This is a genomic window from Dehalobacter sp. (assembly GCA_023667845.1).
In the GTDB taxonomy this organism is placed as follows: domain Bacteria; phylum Bacillota; class Desulfitobacteriia; order Desulfitobacteriales; family Syntrophobotulaceae; genus Dehalobacter.
On record JAMPIU010000056.1, the window covers coordinates 1 to 20,753 of the forward strand.

Consider the following 20,753-nt stretch of genomic DNA (forward strand, 5'->3'; position numbering starts at 1 on the left):
GGTGAGATGAGACCGCAGGGCCAAAGACCGCCGGGTGAATTCAGACCGCAGGGTCAAAGACCACCAGGTGAATTCAGACCGCAGGGTCAAAGACCGCCAGGCGAGATGAGACCGCCGGGTCAAAGACCGCCAGGTGAGATGAGACCGCAGGGTCAAAGACCGCCAGGTGAGATGAGACCGCAGGGCCAAAGACCGCCGGGTGAATTCAGACCGCAGGGTCAAAGACCACCAGGTGAATTCAGACCGCAGGGTCAAAGACCGCCAGGTGAATTCAGACCGCAGGGCCAAAGACCGCCAGGTGAATTCAGACCGCAGGGTCAAAGACCACCGGGTGAATTCAGACCGCCGGGTCAAAGACCGCCGGGTGAATTCAGACCACAGGGTCAAAGACCACCAGGACCAAGACCGCCGATGAGCGGAGACCGGCCGTATGCGCCGAGACCGCAGGGCGATTTTCGTCCATCACAGCGTCCTGCAGGTGATGACCGGAGACCGCAGGGCGGCGGACGTCCGTTCTCCGACACCGGAAGAAGACCTTCCCAGGGACAGCGTCCGGGAGCAGATAAAAAAGCCCCTCAAACTCAGAGGATCAAGATCGAAGGAAAATCCGTTGAGCTTACTGTCGCCGAGCAGCCGGTAAAACGCCAGCCACCGGAGAAAAAGAAAGCCCACGAGAATAAAGAGTTTTTATTTGATAAACGGCGCAATGATGAAAAAGATTTTTCTTCCATCTTAAGAAAAAATGACCGGAGTCAACCAAACCGGAACCAACTCAATAAGATGGTTAAAGAAGTGGTTCCCAAGCATATTATTATTCCTGAGTCCTTGTCAGTTCAGGAACTGGCGCTCAGAATGAGCCGCAAAGCCGGAGAAGTCATCAAGGAATTAATGAAGCTTGGTGTTATGGCGACCATCAATCAGGAAATTGATGCTGATACAGCAACGATTGTCGCTACTGAAATGGGCATGACGCTTGAGGTTAGAGCCGAAAAATCCATGGCAGTCATTGAGGAAGTAGAAGATGATGCGTCCACGCTCAAATTCCGTCCTCCGGTTGTCACGGTCATGGGCCACGTCGACCACGGAAAAACATCTTTGCTCGATGCGATTCGTTCCGCCAATGTCACCGCATCCGAAGCTGGCGGGATTACGCAGCATATCGGTGCTTATCAGGTAGAAATTAAAAATCAAAAAATTACTTTCCTGGATACTCCTGGTCACGAGGCTTTTACAGCCATGAGAGCGAGAGGGGCCCAGGTCACAGATATTGCCATACTGGTTGTTGCTGCGGATGATGGTGTCATGCCCCAGACCGTGGAAGCGATCAACCATGCCAAAGCGGCCAATGTACCCATCATTGTTGCTATCAATAAAATTGATAAAGAAAATGCCAATCCGGACCGTGTCAAACAGGAATTGACTGAGTACGGCTTAGTTGTTGAAGAATGGGGCGGGGATACGATCACGGTACCGGTCTCAGCCAAAGCTAGACTCAACATTGACACTCTGCTGGAAATGGTCCTGCTTGTTGCAGAGATGAAAGATCTGAAAGCTAATCCGAACCGGAAGGCAACCGGAACCGTTATTGAAGCGAAGCTCGATAAAGGCAAGGGGCCTGTAGCAACTGTCCTGGTATCCAAAGGTACGCTGAATATCGGTGACATTATTGTTGCCGGGCATTCTTTTGGTAGGATCAGGGGGATGGTTGACGACAAAGGCCGCAGAGTAAAAAAAGCGGGACCTTCCATGCCTGTGGAGGTTCAGGGATTGTCTGAAGTTCCGCCGGCGGGAGAAATCTTCAACGTTGTTAACGATGAGAAACTCGCCCGCAGCGTTACCGAAGCCAGAATGGATGAGAAAAAAGCGGAAGAAGTTAAACAAAAATCCAGGATTAGCCTTGATGATCTTTTCGATAAGATCAAAGAAGGCGAAGTCAAAGATTTGAATATCATTATTAAAGCTGACGTTCAGGGCTCTGTCGAAGCTATTAAGCAGTCTCTGGCCAAGCTGACGACCTCGGAAGTACGTGTAAACATCATTCACGGCGGAGTCGGTGCGATCAGTGAATCCGACGTGATGCTCGCTGCTGCTTCCAATGCGATCATTATTGGCTTTAATGTCAGACATGATTCCAACACAAAATCGACAGCAGAACTTCAGGGTGTGGACATCAGGATGTACAGAGTCATCTATGATGCGATTGATGACATTAAGGCAGCGATGGAGGGCCTGCTCGAACCTACCTTCAAGGAAGTCATACAGGGTAAAGCGGAAGTCCGTCAGATTTTCAAGGTGCCAAAGGCTGGAACTGTTGCTGGAAGCTATATAACCGACGGCAAGATTCATAGGTCGGATAAGATCAGGGTAATCAGAGATGGAATTGTCGTTCACGAGGGAGACCTGGAATCTCTGAGACGTTTCAAGGATGATGCCAAGGAAGTTGCGGAAGGATACGAATGCGGGATTGGCTTAAAGAACTTCAATGATCTTAAAGAAGGAGATATCTTGGAAGCCTTTACGATGGAGGAAGTTAAAAGAGAGCTCTAGACCAGCATTGGAGGTTTTCTGAATGGCTAAACACAGGGCTTTTCGCCTGGCAGAATCGATCAAAGCAGAAGTGGCACAGATGATCCGGGAGAATATTAAAGACCCGCGGCTTGGATTCGTGACCGTCACGGATGTGGAGGTAGCTGACGATTTACGGCATGCCAAAATATTCGTCAGCGTATTGGGAACAGAAGAAGAAATGAAAAGCAGTTTGGATGTTTTAAATAAGGCATCCGGATATCTGCGCAGCGAACTGGGTAAAATCATCAGCCTGCGCTATTTTCCCGAGATCACTTTCAAGTATGATCAGTCTATTGAACATGGCGCCCATATTTCCAAGCTGCTTCGTGAGGTTGGCGCGAAAGGTGAATCCAGCTATGGACAAGACGACGAATAAGGTGATCTCAGAACTGGCCAAAAAATTGGATACAATCTCCGAGGCTGCACTGCTTACGCATATATCCCCGGATGGGGACTGCATAGGTTCAATGCTTGCTTTGGGGATTGCCTTAGAAGGTTTGAACAAAAAAATATGTTATTATAATCCTGGGTTTCTGCCGGTAAATTTGAAGTTTCTTCCGGGTGTGGACAAGATATGTTCTGTTCTGCCTCCGGAAGAGTTTCCAGAAACCCTTATTTTTATTGACTGCGCTGAAGCGGAAAGGGCGTACAACGATCTTTGCCCGGAGTTTCTTCAGGGAAAAACGGTGATTAACATTGATCATCATATTTCCAATAACGGTTTTGGTACGGTTAATTGGATTGACGCCGGTGCAGCCGCCACAGGTGAAATGATTTTTCACCTGCTGGGTGAAATGGGAGTTTCCATGACCAAGGAAATTGCAGAGAATCTCTATACTGCGATTATCACGGATACAGGCAGGTTCAGCTACAGTAATACCACAGTCGAAAGCTTCAGGATTGCTGCGGAATTACTCAAAACAGGCCTTGATCTTGTTCAGATCAACAATATACTGTTTGAACAGAAAAGCCTGGCTCAGACCAAACTGCTGCAAAAAGCGCTGACGAACCTGGAACTTCATCAGCAGGGAACGATGGCTGTCATTGTTCTGACCAGAGAAGACTTTGAAGAAACAGGTGCAGATGAGAGCTTGAGTGAAGGCTTAGTGAACTATGCACGCAATATCGAAAAGGTGGAAGCTGCTGCGCTGTTAAAAGAAATTGCCCCGGATGAAATCAAAGTCAGTTTCCGGTCCAATACCTGGCTTGATGTAAATCAAGTTGCGAGCCGGTTCGGCGGAGGCGGACACCGGCGGGCATCAGGCTGTTCTATTAATGGAACAATGGGTCAAGCCAGGCAAATGATTGTATCCGCACTTGAGGAGGCCCTGAACGTTGGACGGGATCATTAATGTTTTAAAACCTGTTGGCATGACCTCCACAGACGTTGTTAGGTGGCTGCTTCGAAAAACAAAAGCCGGCAAGGCAGGCCATATTGGGACGCTGGATCCCGGAGCTGCCGGGGTGCTTCCGATTTGCCTTGGCAAGGCAACGCGGCTGGCAGAATACCACAGCGACCAGGGGAAAAGTTATAGAGCTGAGATTACACTCGGAATCACGACAGATACGCAGGATGCTTTCGGACAGGAACTATCGAGGATTGTTCCTATAGTATCACGAGCGCAATTTGCAAATAAACTGGAGAATTTTCTTGGTGTCATTGAACAGGAACCGCCCATGTATTCCGCTGTCAGAAAGAATGGCAGGCATCTGTACGAATATGCCCGCCAGGGGATCGATGTTGCAAGAGAAAAAAGACAGGTTGAGATCAAGCGGCTGGATCTGGTGGAATGGCATGAAGAGACATTTCCAAGAGTTTTATTTGATGTGGAATGCTCCAAAGGAACGTATATACGCACTTTATGTCACGATATTGGCGCTGCCCTGGGTTGCGGTGCACATATGTCCTTTTTGCTCAGATTAAGCGCAGGCAAGTTTACGCTGGATTCCACCTACACACTGGAAGAGATTGACCAGGCGCTTGCCGACGGCGATGAACACATGCTCCTGGCTCCGGAATGGGGACTCACACTGCCAAAGGCAAGTATACCGGCCTATCGGCTTGCCGCTTTCCGAAACGGGCTTTCTACCGGAGGGGATCTTGTTGATGCTGAAGTGTACGGGGAACAGCTTCCTGTTCAGGTATTTTGTGAGGGACGTTTTATTGGTATAGGGAATTGGGAAAACGGATGTTTATGCCCCAATAAGGTCATGGGTTAGCAAAGGTTAACAAGGTACTAGGGGGTAAAGGTTTTTGGAAGTTTGCACTTTGATTCCGGGACACAAATTTGAGCCGACTGTGCTTGCTCTGGGGAATTTTGACGGTATACACCTAGGACATCAGGAGCTGTTGAAGCACGGTTTGGAGAAAGCACGTTCACTGAAGACATTGTTTTCAGTTTTGCTTTTTGATCCCCATCCGCTGAAAGTACTTCATCCAGATAGAAAACTGGAATTGATTACCGGCAAGGATGAGAAAATCATGCTATTTGAAAAATTTGGCGTAGACAAAGTGTTCTTATTGCCTTTCTCTCCGGAATTTGCCGAGACAACACCACAGGAATTCGTTGAAAATATTCTGCTGAAGATCGGGGCCGTTCATGTTACCGTTGGCTTCAACTACTCCTTCGGCTGTCATGGCAAAGGAAAACCTGGCGACCTTGAAAAGTTTGGTGAAACTTACAATTTTGGGGTAAGTGTTGTCCAAGCCCAGATGCTTGACGACAGAGTGATCTCTTCGACCGAAATCAGACGTGCACTTCTGAATGGGGATATCGATTTGGCCAAGGCCATGATGGGACGCGCACCTACGATTATCGGAACGGTGGTTCACGGTGACGGGCGGGGTAGGGATATTGGATTTCCGACAGCCAACATAGAGACGCATGAGGACTTGCTAATCCCGAAAAATGGTGTGTATGCTGTTACTGCAAAAATTGACGGCAGGATCTACGGCGGGATGATGAACATCGGGATTGTACCGACCTTTAAAACCGGCCAGGAGAAGACCATTGAGATTCATTTTTTTGATTTTCACGGAGATTTATATCGGAAGGACTTATTTATAGATATTCAGGTCAGACTGCGCGCTGAGAAAAAATTCAGCGGAGTCAAGGAAATCACAGAGCAACTCGGCAAAGACATGGAAGAGGCAAAACAAAAGCTGCAAAAACAAAACTTTACAAAATTTATGGAATAAGTTAAAATGACAAAAGTAACCGCTGACTGGGTTCGACGAATCACCACCGTCTTACTTGGCAGCAGGCGCTTAAAAAATATGGAGGTGCAGAACCAATGCTTACACCGGAGAAAAAGAAGGATATCATTGCGAAGTTTCAGCAGCATGAAGGAGACACAGGTTCACCCGAGGTTCAGATCGCTCTTCTCACTACAAGAATCAATGAGTTGACAGAACACTTCAAGACCCATAAGAAAGATCATCATTCCCGCCGGGGTCTTTTCAAATTGATTGGACAACGCCGTGCAATGCTGAACTACCTCAAGAAATCCGATTTTAACCGTTACCGCACAGTAGTAACAGAACTTGGCTTACGTCACTAAAAACCATCGAAAATATTTTGGTTATTCAATTTATATGTCGATATTTACAGGAGCGTGTTCAGCGCTCTTTGTATTTATGTATTAGGGTATTTATCTTAAGAAAAATTGTCCGGATTGTTTTTTTTGTTCGGGTGCAGGAAATAATAAATAATATGTCGAACACATTCCGGATATAAAAAATTGTGAATAAAAGAAGCGTATTTAAGGAGGTTTCCAAAGTGACTCAAGAAGTCTTGGAACGCTCGCTACAGGTTGGAGGCAGAAACCTGTCGTTTGAAACCGGTATCATAGGTCGTCAAGCCGGTGGGGCAATTTATGCCAGATATGGAGACACAGTCATATCTGCATTTGCAACGACCAGTTCTAAACCACGGGAAGGGATCGACTTTTTTCCTTTGACTGTTGATTTGGAAGAACGTTTTTATGCCGTAGGAAAGATTCCCGGTGGATTCATTAAAAGAGAAGGCAGACCTAGTGAGAAGTCCATATTGTCGTCAAGACTGATAGACAGACCGGTCCGTCCGCTTTTCCCGGACGGTTACCGCAACGATGTACAGATCAGTGCGATGGTCATGTCCGTCGATCAGGACTGTGCACCGGACGTAACGGCTATCAACGCAGTTTCGGCTGCGCTCACGATTTCCGATATTCCTTTTCTGGGTCCTATTGCCGCCGTGGTTGTCGGGCTTGTCGATGGCGAGTTTGTCGTTAACCCGACGGTAGCCCAGGCGGAAATCAGCAAAATGCAGCTGACTGTTGCTGGAACCAAAGATGCGATTATGATGGTCGAGGCTGGTGCCAAGGAAGTTCCCGAGGATCAGATGCTCGAAGCGATCATGTTTGCGCACGAAGAAATTAAAAAGATAGCGGAATTTATTGAGAGATACAGGGAAGCAGCCCTGGAAGTGGGACTTGCCAAAGCCAAAAGAGAAGTCACTCCGGTCGAGATCCCTGCGGAGATATCCGACAAGGTCCTGGCCTGGGGTTATGATAAGCTCGATCAGGCTATCCGTATTGAAGAAAAACTGGCCCGCCAGGAAGCTGTCGACAAGGTCAAAGCAGACGCGCTCGAAGTTTTTGCCGAGGAATTTTCTGAGAACTTAAAATTAGTTACGAAAATATTGGATGACCTGACCCATAAAATTATCCGCAAGCTGATTACCCACGAACATATCAGACCTGATGGCCGTGCTTTGGATGAGATCAGACCGATTACGATTGAAGTCGGACGTCTGCCGAGAACACACGGCACCGGTCTGTTTACGCGCGGACAGACACAGGTACTCACGGTTGCGACATTAGGAGCTGCCGGTGATGAGCAGATCATTGACGGTTTGGGATTGGAAGATTCCAAACGTTATATGCATCATTATAATTTCCCGGCCTTCAGTGTCGGCGAAGTCCGTCCGAACAGGGGACCGGGCAGACGTGAGATTGGTCACGGCGCTTTGGCTGAACGTGCCCTGTTGCCGATGATTCCTCCGGAAAGTGAATTCCCGTATACGCTGCGTCTGGTTTCCGAAGTATTGGAATCCAACGGATCGAGCTCCATGGCTTCCGTCTGCGGCAGCACACTCGCGCTAATGGATGCTGGGGTTCCGATTAAGGCCCCGGTAGCTGGGATTGCGATGGGATTGATCAAAGAAGAAGACCATTTTGCGATTCTTACCGATATTCAGGGTTTGGAAGACCACGACGGTGATATGGACTTTAAAGTAGCCGGTACTGCCGAGGGCATTACAGCACTGCAGATGGATATCAAGATCAAAGGCGTCAATCGTGAGATCCTCGCTCAGGCTCTGGCTCAGGCCAAGGCCGGCAGGATGTTCATCCTGGATAAAATGCTGCAGGTCCTGCCACAGTCCAGACCGAATCTCTCGCCGTTTGCACCGCGGATTATTACCTTTACCATTCATCCTGACAAAATCAGAGATGTCATCGGACCAGGCGGCAAGATCATTAAGAAGATCGTGGAAGAAACCAAGGTCAAAATCGATATCGAAGATGACGGACAGGTATTTATTGCTGCGGTTGACGGTGAAGCCGGAGACAAGGCAGCTGAGATTATTCGCTCTTTGACGCAGGACATTGAAGTCGGGAAGATCTACAAAGGCAAAGTTGTCCGGATCATGGATTTTGGCGCCTTTGTCGAAGTCATTCCAGGTGTGCTTGGACTTCCGGGAAAAGACGGTCTTGTGCATATCTCCCAGCTCGATGTGAACCGCGTGAACAAAGTAGAAGATGTCGTCAAACTCGGCGACGAGATCATCGTCAAGGCTACCGGCATTGACAAGCAGGGCAGACTGAACTTGTCCCGTAAAGAAGCAATGGGACAGAGCCAGGGAGCAAAAGAATAAGGAATTTTTGCGAGCTTAGGCCTGCAATCATTAATTAATGGAGCTAACTAAACTCAGCTCACAGAAGGCGTCTCATCATATAATTGAGGCGTCTTTTTTCTATTCTTGGGCAGTGTAGCCTTGCACAGATAAATTTGGAGAATACGCGAGACGTTAAATATGGCATCGCATCCATACTCTAATACGTTATGATACTTGAAATTAGTGTCTCCGTAATGCATAGCCAGCGTCAAGTGGAGCACGATGCGGAGTGCGGCTTTTTGTGCCATGGATGGCACAATAGCCGAAAGCGGTTATGCGTTATGGAGACCCGCCTCAAATAAGTATTTAATAGTCAATATAGAATGACGTCTGTATTACTTCTCATCGTCATATTAATGTAGGGGAGGGGATGCAGATGTCATTTTTTCCTCTGACTAAGATCAAGTTTAAAGCAATTACCCTGCTGGTTGTGTTTATCGGTCTTACCTTGATGCAAAGCCGAGTCGTTGGAGTCAGCAACCCGAATTTACCTGTTCCGGTCGATCAGGTTCAGACAGATAATAAAATGATTGCGCTTACCATTAATGTCGACTGGGGGGAAGCGTATATCCCGGAAATACTGGATACCCTTGACCGTTATCAGGCCAAGGCAACTTTTTTTGTGACGGGCAAATGGGCCGCCAAACATCCCGAACTCATTCAGCAGATTGCAGCAAAAGGCCATTTGCTTGGGAATCACGGTTATTCCCATTCGCATCCGGACAACCTGACTGTGGTTCAAAATAAAGAAGAGTTAAGCAAGACGGAAAACATAATTAAAGAAGCGACCGGGTGCAAAACAATATACTATGCCCCTCCATATGGGGAAAAAGGAAAAAACGGACTTCAGGCAGCAGATGAGCTGGGCTATACGACCATCCTCTGGACGCTGGATACCATTGACTGGAAGCCGGAGAGCACTCCGGAACTGATTACCCAGAGAATTTTGGAACCTAAAATACGATATGGCGTAAAACCGGAGAAAAAGGGTGCGATTGTGCTGATGCATCCCAAGGAAAATACCGTCAAAGCGTTACCCAATATCTTAGCCGGTTTAAAAAGTGAAGGATTCAGTTTTGTAACAATAGAAAAATTAATAACAAACGGATTAACAGGAAATACTACTCCTTGAGCAAAATGAAGGGGTGGTACAATTGAAAAAAAAATTCTTGGGCATAATTCTGAGTCTGCTGACCATGATACTGACAGCAGGCAGTCCTCTATATGCCCAAAATACCAGGTTATCCGGAGAAATGATCGTAGAGACGTCCAATTTATCCAGCGGAAAGTGGACGCTTCCATATGTAACAGCGCATTCGGCAGTGCTGCTTGATGCGGAAACAGGAGAGCTGCTATATGACAGAGATGGGAATGTCCAACGGCCGCCCGCCAGCACCACCAAGATTATGACTGCAATCCTGGCTCTGGAGCTGACAGAACCTGAGGAGATAACCACGGTCAGTGAGAAAGCCGGCAATGTTGGGGAATCTTCTATCTATCTGGACAAGGGAGACAAGATTAAGATTGGAGAATTGCTGGAAGGGGCGCTCTTAAGCTCCGGCAATGATGCGTGTGTCGCGCTCGCTGAAAATACCGCGGGAAGCCAGGATGAGTTCATCCGGCTGATGAATCAGAAAGCAGCCTCGCTGGGCGCTTATAACACAAACTTTGTCAATCCAAACGGTCTTCCCGATCCAAATCATTATTCCACGGCGTTTGACCTGGCTCTCATCACCAGATATGCGATGAATAACCCTCAATTTGCCGAAATCGTAAGCCAAAAATATTCAGTTATTAACTTTGAGGAACCGCGTAAGTCTCAAAATGCCAAAAACACCAATAAACTTCTGTGGAATTACCCTTTGGCGGACGGTGTAAAAACGGGAACGACCAACGCAGCTGGGAAATGCCTAGTCGCTTCAGCCAGTAAAGACGGACGGAGACTGATCTGCGTTGTGCTGAATGCCCCGGATCGTTTCGGAGATGCCCAAAGACTTCTGCAATGGGGCTTTGATTATACCGGAATCATTGAAATCGGAAAAAAAGGGGACGTTGCAGGCAACTTTCCGATTTCAGATACGGAAATTCCTCTGGTTCTAGGCGAAGATATCCGGCTCTGTCTTGAAAAAGACACGATCAAAGGCCTTAAAATGCAGATAAACCGAAGGACGGAAATTGACTATCCAATTAAAGAAGGAGAAATTCTGGGTTATTATCAAATTTATGCAGAGGACAAGCTTCTTAAAGAAGTACCGCTCCTGGCACAGCATGATGGGGAAAACCCAGGTAATCTTCCCGGAAGAGTCCGAATCTTTGTGGACGATTTACTGGATTTCTTTGCTAAGAAAGGATAAACTAAATAGAGCGTTATCAAAGTGCTTAAGGGGGAAGATCATTGCATCGAAAACACGTATTGCCTAACGGAGTTCGAATCATCACCGAAGAGATCGATTATGTCCGTTCCGTGGCAATTGGGATCTGGGTCGGAACAGGATCTCGCAACGAAACGGAAGGGTATGAAGGTATTTCTCATTTCATTGAACATATGTTTTTCAAAGGAACCGGAAAACGGAGTGCCCGTCAGCTCGCAGAATCTCTGGAAGCAGTCGGCGGCCAGATTAATGCGTTTACGACCAAGGAGCTTACTTGTTATTATGCCAAAGTACTTGATGAGGACCTCTCACTGGCGATTGATGTCTTAAGTGATATGTTTTTTAACTCTCTTTTTGATCCGAAGGAGATGGATAAAGAAAAAAATGTTGTCATTGAAGAAATTAAAATGTATCAGGATTCTCCGGATGAGCTGATCCATGATCTCTTTTCCCAGTATGTCTGGCATAAAGACCCACTGGGCAAACCCATCCTTGGTATGGAAGAAACCATACACGATTTAAGCAGCGAAAAGGTTTCTCATTACCTGGAGACACGCTATACACCGGACCAGGTCGTCATTGCGGTAGCCGGAAAGATTAAGCATGAGGATATCATCCGCCAGCTGGCCATGTTCGGTGAATTCCAGAGACAAAGAACAGATTCCATCAAGGAAAACCCTCAAGGGACGACCTTCAGAAAAGCGATTGGCAAGGATACCGAGCAGATGCACCTGATCGTGGGGGTGCCGGGGCTCGGACAGGATCATGAGGATATCTATGTGATGCATGTGATCAACAGCATCCTAGGTGGAGGGCTTAGTTCACGTCTTTTTCAGGAAATCAGGGAACAGAGAGGCCTGGCTTATTCCGTCTATTCCTATCACTCCACCTATGTCGATATCGGTCTGTTTGCGGTGTATGCAGGCACGAGCCCTGGGAATACGGATGAAGTCATCAAATGTATCCTCGATGAATTGAATAAATTAAAAAAAGAAGGATTAACTGAAGAGGAGCTCATGAAAACAAAAGCCCAGATCAAGGGCAACCTTTATCTGGGACTGGAATCTGTCAGCAGCAGAATGAGCAGACTCGGCAAAACAGAGCTGTCTTTTGGTGAAGTAAAAACACCGGAAGAGGCAGTTGAAAAACTGGAAAAGGTCACCACGGCCGATGTCACGAGAGTGATGGAGCGTCTCTGGCAGAAAGACAAAATCAGCATCCTCACGTTGGGACAAAAGGATTATAATACAGATTTCGACAGGATGATTGAGGAAGCTTTTGCGGAAATGTGATGCAATAAAGGCAAAGAAAAATGAGGAGGAAGAGGAAAACGATGCTGGAAGAGAGGATCCGAGTCAAGATAAAGAAGATTTCGGACGGAGATGCGGATAGATCCAATGTACCTTTTTATGCAACGACAGGAGCCGCAGGCGCAGACCTGTTTGCTTCCCTGGACCAGGACATGGTTGTGAGGCCAGGGGAAAGGGTCCGTGTTCCTACCGGAATAGCCATAGAGCTGCCAGACCCGCAGGTGGCAGCATTTGTGTTTGCACGCAGCGGTCTGGCAGATAAAAAAGGGCTTGCTTTAAGCAACGGGGTTGGTGTGATTGATTCGGATTTCCGAGGAGAAATCAAAGTACTGATGATCAATCTCGGAAATGAAGACGTTGTCGTCAGCAATGGTGATCGCATTGCCCAGATTGCGTTTATGCCTGTTTGCCGGGCCATTTTTACAGAGGTTGACGATCTGGGTGACACGCTTAGGGGCGAAGGTGGATTTGGATCGACTGGCTTATAGAAAGTCAGTTAAGCTGATTCATTTTATTGTCCAAGTCTTTTCGGCCTTTTCAAAAAGAAAGTTAAAAAGACTGCTAACAAACATAGGATACACGAAATGGTAAACGCAAGCGAATAGCTTTTCGTGGCATCAGCAATTCGAGCGGCCATCAGGGGGCCAAAGACACCTCCGACGCCCCAGGCAGTAAAGACAAAACCGTAATTCACACCGGCATGTTTTGTGCCGAAATAATCATAGGTTGCTGATGGGAAGAGCGAAAGCAAAGAACCGTAGCCTAATCCTGCAATCGCTGCACCCAACGCAATTAATGCCGGAGTATTGTAAGTGCTGAAAGCAAGCATGTTGAGCGCCTGGATCAGGAAGAAAATACGCATCGACCAAGAACGCCCGATTTTATCGGAGAGCCAGCCGGCAATAACCCTGCCGGAGGCATTAAAAACGGCCAGCAAAGCGACCATCGCGTACCCCCAGGAAATACCGGCCTGCGTTTTGGCAATTGAAGAAAGCTGGCTGATAATCATCAGCCCGGCGCTGGCTCCTGCCGCATACATCACCCAAAGCAGATAGAATTCCCGTCTTATAAGCATTTGCCGCCAGTTTAGGCCTCCTGTCGAGGCAGTAGCCGCTGAAGGGGAAGCCGTGCTGCTCTGAGATTGACCGCTTAGAGTGGAAGGGACAGTCAGTACCTGGGCAAGCAAAACAATAATCAGTAAGAACAGGATCCCTTCAATACGGAAGGTGTTCTCTATGCCAAACTTTCTGAGTAAAGCATTGGTTAATGGTGCGATATAAAGAGAAGCCAAACCAAAGCCGGCAACAACGACACCCGAGATCAGACCTTTTTTCTCTGGGGGAAACCATTTGACTGCGGCAGGTGTCGCAGCCGAGTATCCGAGCCCGATCCCCATCCCGGCAATTAAACCGAAAGTAACGATCAGCATGGTCAGTGAGTGCGTAAAGCTGCTCAGGATTAAACCACTGCCTGCCATGATTCCGCCAAAGGCAGCAATCCAGCGGGGGCCGTACCGGTCTTGAAGATATCCGCCGGGAACCATCATCAAGGCAAACACTGCGCAAGCGACCATATACGGAACAGAAGCCGCAGTTTTAGTCCAGTGAGCCTGCTCAATCAGGGCAGCTGCAAAAACGCTCCAGGTATACAGAACGCCAAGAGCCAAATTAATGCCGGTTCCGGCCAAAGTAACTGTCCAACCTTGTCTCACTCTGTTCATCATTATCTTCCTTTCTTTATCTGTCCGTCGATCCTGATGGAATCCGGCCAGTGTTATCTTTTAGGTATCTTATCAGAAAAGAGATCAAAGGTTTGTGATTCTGACTGCAAAAGCAGTATTCAGCACGTCAACGGAAGATAATAAAGCGTTACCCGTTTACGGAAGAATAATGCCGTTTTTTCCCTCATAGATATGCTTAGGGGGGATTCCTAATGAAAGCCCTGAAGCGTTTATGAGTATTCTATATAGTGTTCTGCTGGCGCTCGGGATTGCCGTATCATTGAGAACCAGAGTAAAAGTCATGATGTGGAGGTCTCCTGAGGCACCTAATCGTTTGGCCAAAGCCATTACCCAGCTGGTCGGGACTGCGGGTGGAATTTATATTTCTTTGGAACTGCTACTGACTTTTCTAGGAATACCAGAAAACATCTGGAATCCCTCATCGGTTTATTTTATAAAGCCACTGGCTGTTTTTTCGCTGATCATTGCGATACTGCAGCCCTATGGTCAAAAAATATGGGAAACGGTCCGGGGCAGGAGTGTGTAAGATGCTTTTAAGTGAACTGTCAGGAAAAGAGATTATTAATCTTCATGATGGCGCGAAGCTCGGTTCAATTGGCGAGAGTGATATTAAAATTAGCCCCGAAGGAAAAATCGAGGCAATCATCATCGATTCAAGAGCGGGATACGGAAGGTTTTTTAATAAGAACAGTGAAAAAGAAGGCGGGTATGTGGTCGTCCCTTGGAAAGCCATTAAAAAAGTAGGCAGTGAAGTGATCATCGTAGATATCGATATGTAGGTTTGACAGGTTTCTATTGATATAATAGAATAAGAAGTGTATTAAACCCCGAAAGGCTTCTGGCGCGGGGTTTTGCGTTATCGTATTCAGGAGGGGTATATTTGGACAAAATACGCGTATTTGTTGCCGGAGCATGTGGCAAAGTGGGCATGGAAACAGTCAGGACAATACGTCTGCAGAACGATATGGAGCTTGCAGGGGTATCAGATATTCAGAATCAAGGAAAGGATATTGGATTAGTCCTTGGACAGCAGCCATTCGACCTACAGATTTCAGGCCAGATGGAAATAGAAAAATTAAAAGAACTGCAAGTAGATATTCTCGTTGATTTTACGAATCCCCAATCAGTATTTTCCAATGCCAAAACTGCAATTAAAGCGGGGGTTGTTCCTGTTATTGGAGCGACTGGGCTGGACGATCATGAAATCAGTGAATTGGAAGATCTGTCCAAAGCGACCGGCACAGGGGTTTTTATTGCACCAAATTTTGCGCTTGGCGCAATACTGATGATGAAGTTTGCGAAAGAAACCGCAAAATACTTTCATCACGTCGATATTGTTGAATATCATCATGATCAGAAGCTGGATGCACCTTCCGGCACTGCTTTGAAAACCGCGGATATGATCTCTGAGATCCGGGAACCAATCATCCAGGGACATCCGAACGAATATGAGAAAATACCTGGTGCGCGGGGCGGAGACCTGAATGGCATTCACATCCATTCCATCCGTTTACCGGGACTGATCGCCCATCAGGAAGTTATTTTTGGAGGATCCGGACAGACGCTTACGATCCGTCATGACGCGTATACACGGGAAACCTACATGCCCGGGGTGATACTGGCCATTCGCAAAGCATATAAGCTGACCGGACTTGTTGTCGGACTGGAGAATTTCCTGGATTAGGTTAAGCACCGCGTTTCTCGGCTGCTCATATACTGGATAGTAGTTAACTGGACACTATCCAGTAAGGAGGCATAAACATGAATGCGGTACTTGAAGGAGTTCGCCTGGCAGTAATCGGCGGGGATGACAGAGAAATATTTCTTGTCCCTGAGCTGCAAAAGTGTGGTGCGAAGATCATCGGGCTCGGTCTGGAAAAGTCTCCGCTTGGAGACAGCATTGAACATGCCAAATCTTTTACCGAGGTTATTGCTAAAGCAGATGCGCTTATCTTGCCAATGTTTGGTACAGATGCACGGGGCCTGATCAAGGCAAAGTATTCCAGCTACCCGATCATCTTGAATAATGAAGTTCTGGAATCGATTCCACCCGGTGTTCCACTGTTTATAGGCTGGGCCCGTCCTGCTCTGATCAGTGCAGCCCAGAAGATGAACATAGACCTTGTAGAAATTGCCAACCGTGATGAGATTGTCATCTTGAATTCGATACCTTCAGCCGAGGGGGCGGTTCAGATGGCAATGGAGGCTACCAATATCACCCTTCACGGTAGTGAAAGCTTTGTTTTAGGGTTTGGCCGCTGCGGCATGACGCTGGTCAATTTGTTGAAGGGAATGGGAGCTAGGGTTACATGCGTTGCCCGTAAGCCGGCAGATTTGGCCCGGGCATCAGAAATGGGCGTGCATGTTGCCAGTTTTGCTGATCTTGAGAAGGAAATCAGCAGGGCGGAAATCGTATTCAACACTGTGCCTGCTCTGGTTCTCGGCAAAGAAGTCTTAAACAAAATGTCTCAGGATACCGTCATTATTGATATCGCCTCTATTCCGGGGGGAACAGACTTTGAATATGCTCAGATGCTTGGCATTAGGGCGCAGCTTGCCCCTGGCCTCCCAGGCATTGTGGCACCCAGAACCGCCGGAAAAATGCTGGCAAAACTTTATCCATCTCTGATTCTTGAGCACCTTGTACCTGCTGCAGATGCAGCCACTGCAGCTGCAGTCCGGAAGGGGGTGCCCAAAAATGAGATTTGAAAAGTTGCACATCGGTTTTGCGCTGACCGGTTCCCATTGTACCCTTGGCCGTGTCATGGGGGTGATCAGGCAGCTTGTCGAAGAAGGAGCAGATATAACGCCGATTGTTTCGGAGTCCGTTAATACAGTGGATACGAGATTTGGAAAAGCAGCGTACTGGAAATCCAGTCTGAAAGAGATTACCGGGAAAGACCCGATCAGAACTATCCCGGAAGCAGAACCAATCGGTCCGGGCAAGCTTTTTGACTGTATAGTTATTGCGCCCTGTACCGGGAATACACTTGCCAAACTCGCCAACGGTATCACCGATACACCCGTCTTAATGGCTACCAAAGCGCATTTGCGCAACTTAGGTCCTGTGGTAATCGCTATATCCACAAATGACGGGTTAGGGGTTAACGCCAAGAATATCGGAGCCTTACTCTTAGCCAAGAATATCTACCTGGTGCCTTTTGGTCAGGACAGCCCGCTCAAAAAAACCAATTCACTAGTTGCCCAGATGGATAAAATACCGGACACAATACTGCTGGCCTGCCAGGGAAAACAAATTGAACCGCTCCTGGTAGAAATTACTTCTTATGAGTAGCCAAAATATTTAGTATCCTATGAGAGAATAATGATTTATACTATATTAATACTTAGTTGTTGAAAGTGAATTGTCAGAATTATTGAATATCCATGTTTAAGGAGGATCTCAATGCCGAATATTGCAATTGTCGGGGCAACGGGTGTCGTTGGTCAGGAATTTCTGAAAATTCTTGCTGAACGGAAGTTCCCGGTGAATGAGCTTCGCTTGCTTGCGACGAAAAGATCAAGCGGGTCACGGATTCCCTGGCAGGGAAAAGAAATAGAAGTACAAGAAACAACGAATCAGAGCTTTCAAGGCATTGATATCGCCTTATTTGCGGGCGGTTCCGCCAGTACGGAGTATGCGCCGGCCGCAGTCAGGAGCGGGGCAGTCGTCATTGACAACAGCAGTGCTTTTCGGCTAAATCCGGATGTTCCTCTGGTTGTGCCTGAAGTCAACCCCGAAGATGTCAAATGGCATAAAGGAATTATTGCCAATCCGAACTGTTCCACGATTATCATGGTCGTGGCACTGAAACCGCTCGAAGCGCTTTCGCCAATCAAACGCATTGTGGTATCCACGTATCAGGCAGTTTCCGGCGCGGGCAAAGAAGGAATTATTGAACTGGAGGAACAAGTGAAGTCGTGGAGTAACGGGGAAAAGATCACGGATATCGATACCTTCCCATATCAGATCGCCTTTAACCTGATACCCAGAATTGATGTATTTCAGGAGGGTGACTATACAAAGGAAGAATGGAAAATGGTCAAGGAAACCCAAAAAATCTTCCACAGGGATGATTTGCGTATTACGGCTACCTGTGTCCGTGTTCCAGTCTTTCGTTCCCACTGTGAATCCATCAATATTGAGACTGAGAAAAAAATCACGATTAATCAGGCCAAGGCTGCGCTTGCCCAGGCTCCCGGCGTAATCTTAAAAGACGATTCGGCGAAAGATATTTATCCGATGCCGCTCGATAGCTCGAACAGGGATGAAGTTCTGGTCGGAAGAATCCGGGAAGATCAAACCATTGATCAGGGGATTAATCTCTGGATCGCAGGTGATCAGATTCGCAAAGGTGCAGCGACAAATGCAGTCCAGATTGCAGAATTGCTGTTATAATAGATAGGAAATAACGGATAAGATTAAAAGAAAAGAAAAGAAAACATAGACGTTATAATAGTAAGGAAAGCAAAATACAAGACAAGTTGAGAAAATTAGAGGAAGGAGAAATTACCTTGCGTATATTGGTTCAAAAATTTGGCGGAACTTCCCTAGCCAATCCGGAAAGAAGAGCGCAGGTCGCGGCTAAGGTTTCCGAGGCTATTAATCAAGGATATTCGCCTGTAGTTGTTGTTTCTGCAATCGGGCGTTCGGGAGATCCCTATGCGACCGATACGCTGATTAAGATGGTTTCAAGCATTTATTCCGAAGTGCCCAAAAGAGAAATGGATTTACTCTTAAGTTGCGGGGAAATCATTTCCGGCAGCATTATGGTTAGCACGCTGCAGGGTCTCGGGTTGGAAGCTGTTCTTTTAACGGGTGGACAGGCCGGCATTATCACCAACAGCAGTTTTGGCGATGCAAGAATTGTCAGAATCGAACCGGAAAATATCCTGGAGCAACTGAAAGAAGGTAAGGTTGTCGTCATTACGGGCTTCCAGGGCATGACCGAAAACGGACAAATTACAACCCTGGGCAGAGGTGGCAGCGATACGACGGCCTGTTCGATTGGCGTCGCACTAAATGCTGAAGCAATCGATATTTATACGGACGTCGAAGGTATTATGACCGCAGACCCCCGGATCGTCCAGGATGCCAAAATACTTGACGTGATCACCTATAATGATATCTGCCATCTGGCGCATCAGGGAGCCAAAGTCATCCATCCGCGCGCCGTGGAAATTGCGATGCAGAAGAATATCCCACTGCGGGTAAAATGTACGTTTTCCGATGCTCCAGGAACGCTGGTCACCAATGTTCAGCCCGACCTCGCGGAGGGTTCGGACATGATCGGCGACAGGATTATTACAGGGATTGCACATACCCCGAATGTCACCCAGATCAAGATCCACATTCAAGAAGAAGAAAATAAACCCAAAGCGATCACCAAAATATTTAAGGGGATGGCTTTAGCGGATATTAGTGTCGATTTCATCAGTGTTCAGCCAGAAACTGTCCTGTATACCGTTCGTGATGAGCTGGCAAAGAAAGCCGTCAATATTTTAAAGAATCTGGGCTTTAACCCTGAATCCGCACCAGGATGTGCCAAGATTGCGCTTGTCGGCGGGGGAATTGCCGATGTACCCGGTGTCATGGCCAATATGGCAGAAGCACTTGCTGAGAGCGACATTGAGATTCTTCAGTCCGCTGACTCCCATACCACGATCTGGGTGCTTGTCAGAAAGGAACATATGGTTCCGGCTGTTCAGTCTTTGCACAAAAAATTTGAGCTTGGTATTTGACAGCCAGGCAGTGCATAAAATAGTTTATGGAGGAAAGAGAAATGTTTGGCAGCGTTTTAACCGCTATGGTCACACCATTTAACGATAAGCTGGAGATTGATTATCCTGCAGCCGCAGTGCTGGCCAGATATTTGGCTGAAAACGGCACAGAAGGGATCGTCGTAGCCGGAACAACCGGTGAGAGCCCTAATCTAACCGGTGAAGAAAAGCTTAAGCTTTTTACGACAGTGAAAGAAGCGGTTGGGGATACGTGTAAAGTCATTGCAGGTGTGGGTACCTATTCCACTCGAGAGAGCATTGAACTTGCCGAAAAAGTCTCAGATCAGCTCGATGGCATTATGGCAGTGGTTCCGTATTACAGCAAACCTTCCCAGGAAGGTCTTTATGAGCATTTTAGAGCCATCGCAGCGGCCACAGACCGGCCGGTGATGCTTTATAACATACCAGGAAGGACAGTCATCAATCTTCTTCCTTCCACAGTCACCAAACTAGCTGAAATTCCGAATATCGTCTGTATTAAAGAAGCAGCAGGATCGATGGACCAGGTCAGTGAACTGAAAAAGGAACTGCCTTCGACCTTTGCGATTTATTCGGGCGATGATTCACTGACCTTGCCGATGCTGTCTTTAGGCGGGGCAGGGATCGTAAGTGTCGCTTCTCATTTGATCGGTACCCAGATGCAAAAAATGGTTGCTGCGTTTAAGGCCAACGATATGGAGAAAGCTTTAAAATGGCATCTGCTGCTGTTCCCAATCTTTAAAGGAATGTTCGTGGCAACAAATCCAGTGCCGGTGAAGTATCTGCTAAATGAAGTCGGTATCAAAGCTGGAGGCTACCGGTTGCCCATCGTTGGCCCGACCCAGACGGAACAGGCTTTCTTAAAAGAATTGCTCACGAATATCCGGAATCTGCCTGAAGAGGTCTGACCTTAGAAATTGCTTTCAGATAAAACTAAAATTAAAAATAAAATTAAAAACTTTGGTTATGCCGAAGTTTTAGTTTTATTCGCGAATGGGCAACAATAGTGTTGGAAGCTGTTCACCCAGCTTGCATATCTGATATTCAGGTACTATAATAAATC

At 47.2% G+C, this 20,753-nt stretch carries 20 protein-coding genes; 19 read left to right on the plus strand and 1 reads right to left on the minus strand.

Going from position 1 to position 20,753, the window contains the following annotated elements; all coding sequences use genetic code 11:
* Positions 1-411: 411 nt before the first annotated feature.
* The 11 genes from infB (at position 412) to dut (ending at position 12,677) form a co-directional block, all read left to right on the plus strand.
* The gene (gene infB / locus NC238_04750; GenBank protein ID MCM1565263.1) at positions 412-2,547 is read left to right on the plus strand and encodes a translation initiation factor IF-2; all 2,136 of its coding nucleotides are present in this window, start codon (positions 412-414) and stop codon (positions 2,545-2,547) included.
* Positions 2,548-2,569: 22 nt separating this feature from the next.
* Positions 2,570-2,944 carry a 30S ribosome-binding factor RbfA gene (rbfA, locus tag NC238_04755; protein ID MCM1565264.1) on the plus strand — a complete coding sequence of 125 codons (375 nt, stop codon included), beginning with the start codon at positions 2,570-2,572 and terminating at the stop codon, positions 2,942-2,944.
* On the plus strand, positions 2,925-3,920 hold the full coding sequence (locus NC238_04760) for a bifunctional oligoribonuclease/PAP phosphatase NrnA (GenBank protein MCM1565265.1): 996 nt from the start codon (positions 2,925-2,927) through the stop codon (positions 3,918-3,920). The genes rbfA and NC238_04760 overlap by 20 nt, the downstream gene beginning before the upstream one ends.
* Positions 3,904-4,788, plus strand: coding sequence for a tRNA pseudouridine(55) synthase TruB (truB, locus tag NC238_04765; GenBank protein ID MCM1565266.1), 885 nt, complete (start codon positions 3,904-3,906; stop codon positions 4,786-4,788). Before NC238_04760 ends, truB begins: the two co-directional genes overlap by 17 nt.
* 34 nt (positions 4,789-4,822) lie before the next feature.
* On the plus strand, positions 4,823-5,767 hold the full coding sequence (locus NC238_04770) for a bifunctional riboflavin kinase/FAD synthetase (protein ID MCM1565267.1): 945 nt from the start codon (positions 4,823-4,825) through the stop codon (positions 5,765-5,767).
* Between the two features lie 95 nt (positions 5,768-5,862).
* A complete protein-coding gene (gene rpsO, locus NC238_04775) occupies positions 5,863-6,129 on the plus strand; it encodes a 30S ribosomal protein S15 (GenBank protein MCM1565268.1) in 267 nt (88 codons plus the stop codon).
* A 218-nt stretch (positions 6,130-6,347) separates the two neighbouring features.
* On the plus strand, positions 6,348-8,486 hold the full coding sequence (locus tag NC238_04780; protein MCM1565269.1) for a polyribonucleotide nucleotidyltransferase: 2,139 nt from the start codon (positions 6,348-6,350) through the stop codon (positions 8,484-8,486).
* A gap of 397 nt (positions 8,487-8,883) precedes the next feature.
* On the plus strand, positions 8,884-9,639 hold the full coding sequence (locus NC238_04785; protein ID MCM1565270.1) for a polysaccharide deacetylase family protein: 756 nt from the start codon (positions 8,884-8,886) through the stop codon (positions 9,637-9,639).
* Between the two features lie 13 nt (positions 9,640-9,652).
* Positions 9,653-10,861: a D-alanyl-D-alanine carboxypeptidase gene (locus tag NC238_04790; protein ID MCM1565271.1), complete on the plus strand. Its 1,209-nt coding sequence runs from the start codon at positions 9,653-9,655 to the stop codon at positions 10,859-10,861.
* Positions 10,862-10,902: 41 nt separating this feature from the next.
* Positions 10,903-12,171, plus strand: a complete 1,269-nt coding sequence (locus NC238_04795) for an insulinase family protein (protein ID MCM1565272.1) — start codon at positions 10,903-10,905, stop codon at positions 12,169-12,171.
* A gap of 41 nt (positions 12,172-12,212) precedes the next feature.
* Positions 12,213-12,677 (plus strand): dUTP diphosphatase, encoded by a 465-nt coding sequence (gene dut, locus NC238_04800; protein MCM1565273.1) that lies wholly within the window; start codon positions 12,213-12,215, stop codon positions 12,675-12,677.
* 23 nt (positions 12,678-12,700) lie between these two features.
* Here dut and NC238_04805 read toward each other — a convergent pair whose 3' ends face one another.
* Complete coding sequence (locus NC238_04805; protein MCM1565274.1) at positions 12,701-13,909, minus strand: OFA family MFS transporter; 1,209 nt, start codon at positions 13,907-13,909, stop codon at positions 12,701-12,703.
* Between the two features lie 232 nt (positions 13,910-14,141).
* Between NC238_04805 and NC238_04810 the strand changes: the two genes are divergently transcribed.
* The 8 genes from NC238_04810 (at position 14,142) to dapA (ending at position 20,598) form a co-directional block, all read left to right on the plus strand.
* Entirely contained in the window at positions 14,142-14,456 is a 315-nt protein-coding gene (locus NC238_04810; GenBank protein MCM1565275.1) for a hypothetical protein, read from the plus strand.
* Between the two features lies 1 nt (position 14,457).
* A complete protein-coding gene (locus NC238_04815; GenBank protein ID MCM1565276.1) occupies positions 14,458-14,709 on the plus strand; it encodes a YlmC/YmxH family sporulation protein in 252 nt (83 codons plus the stop codon).
* A 101-nt stretch (positions 14,710-14,810) separates the two neighbouring features.
* Positions 14,811-15,614, plus strand: a complete 804-nt coding sequence (dapB, locus tag NC238_04820) for a 4-hydroxy-tetrahydrodipicolinate reductase (protein MCM1565277.1) — start codon at positions 14,811-14,813, stop codon at positions 15,612-15,614.
* Positions 15,615-15,691: 77 nt separating this feature from the next.
* The gene (gene dpsA / locus NC238_04825; GenBank protein MCM1565278.1) at positions 15,692-16,639 is read left to right on the plus strand and encodes a dipicolinate synthase subunit DpsA; all 948 of its coding nucleotides are present in this window, start codon (positions 15,692-15,694) and stop codon (positions 16,637-16,639) included.
* On the plus strand, positions 16,629-17,225 hold the full coding sequence (locus tag NC238_04830) for a dipicolinate synthase subunit B (protein MCM1565279.1): 597 nt from the start codon (positions 16,629-16,631) through the stop codon (positions 17,223-17,225). Before dpsA ends, NC238_04830 begins: the two co-directional genes overlap by 11 nt.
* Before the next feature lie 111 nt (positions 17,226-17,336).
* The gene (locus tag NC238_04835; GenBank protein ID MCM1565280.1) at positions 17,337-18,329 is read left to right on the plus strand and encodes an aspartate-semialdehyde dehydrogenase; all 993 of its coding nucleotides are present in this window, start codon (positions 17,337-17,339) and stop codon (positions 18,327-18,329) included.
* A gap of 116 nt (positions 18,330-18,445) precedes the next feature.
* Entirely contained in the window at positions 18,446-19,672 is a 1,227-nt protein-coding gene (gene dapG, locus NC238_04840) for an aspartate kinase (protein MCM1565281.1), read from the plus strand.
* 41 nt (positions 19,673-19,713) lie between these two features.
* Positions 19,714-20,598, plus strand: coding sequence for a 4-hydroxy-tetrahydrodipicolinate synthase (gene dapA / locus NC238_04845; protein MCM1565282.1), 885 nt, complete (start codon positions 19,714-19,716; stop codon positions 20,596-20,598).
* Positions 20,599-20,753: the final 155 nt, after the last annotated feature.

Coding starts and splice junctions, on each gene's coding strand:
- NC238_04815 (MCM1565276.1), top strand. CDS start 14,458: ATGCTTTTAAGTGAACTGTCAGGAAAAGAGATTATTAATCTTCATGAT.
- NC238_04805 (MCM1565274.1), bottom strand. CDS start 13,909: ATGAACAGAGTGAGACAAGGTTGGACAGTTACTTTGGCCGGAACCGGC.
- NC238_04835 (MCM1565280.1), top strand. CDS start 17,337: ATGCCGAATATTGCAATTGTCGGGGCAACGGGTGTCGTTGGTCAGGAA.
- rbfA (MCM1565264.1), top strand. CDS start 2,570: ATGGCTAAACACAGGGCTTTTCGCCTGGCAGAATCGATCAAAGCAGAA.
- rpsO (MCM1565268.1), top strand. CDS start 5,863: ATGCTTACACCGGAGAAAAAGAAGGATATCATTGCGAAGTTTCAGCAG.
- NC238_04830 (MCM1565279.1), top strand. CDS start 16,629: ATGAGATTTGAAAAGTTGCACATCGGTTTTGCGCTGACCGGTTCCCAT.
- dapA (MCM1565282.1), top strand. CDS start 19,714: ATGTTTGGCAGCGTTTTAACCGCTATGGTCACACCATTTAACGATAAG.
- NC238_04760 (MCM1565265.1), top strand. CDS start 2,925: ATGGACAAGACGACGAATAAGGTGATCTCAGAACTGGCCAAAAAATTG.
- dpsA (MCM1565278.1), top strand. CDS start 15,692: ATGAATGCGGTACTTGAAGGAGTTCGCCTGGCAGTAATCGGCGGGGAT.
- NC238_04785 (MCM1565270.1), top strand. CDS start 8,884: ATGTCATTTTTTCCTCTGACTAAGATCAAGTTTAAAGCAATTACCCTG.
- dut (MCM1565273.1), top strand. CDS start 12,213: ATGCTGGAAGAGAGGATCCGAGTCAAGATAAAGAAGATTTCGGACGGA.
- infB (MCM1565263.1), top strand. CDS start 412: ATGAGCGGAGACCGGCCGTATGCGCCGAGACCGCAGGGCGATTTTCGT.
- NC238_04810 (MCM1565275.1), top strand. CDS start 14,142: ATGAGTATTCTATATAGTGTTCTGCTGGCGCTCGGGATTGCCGTATCA.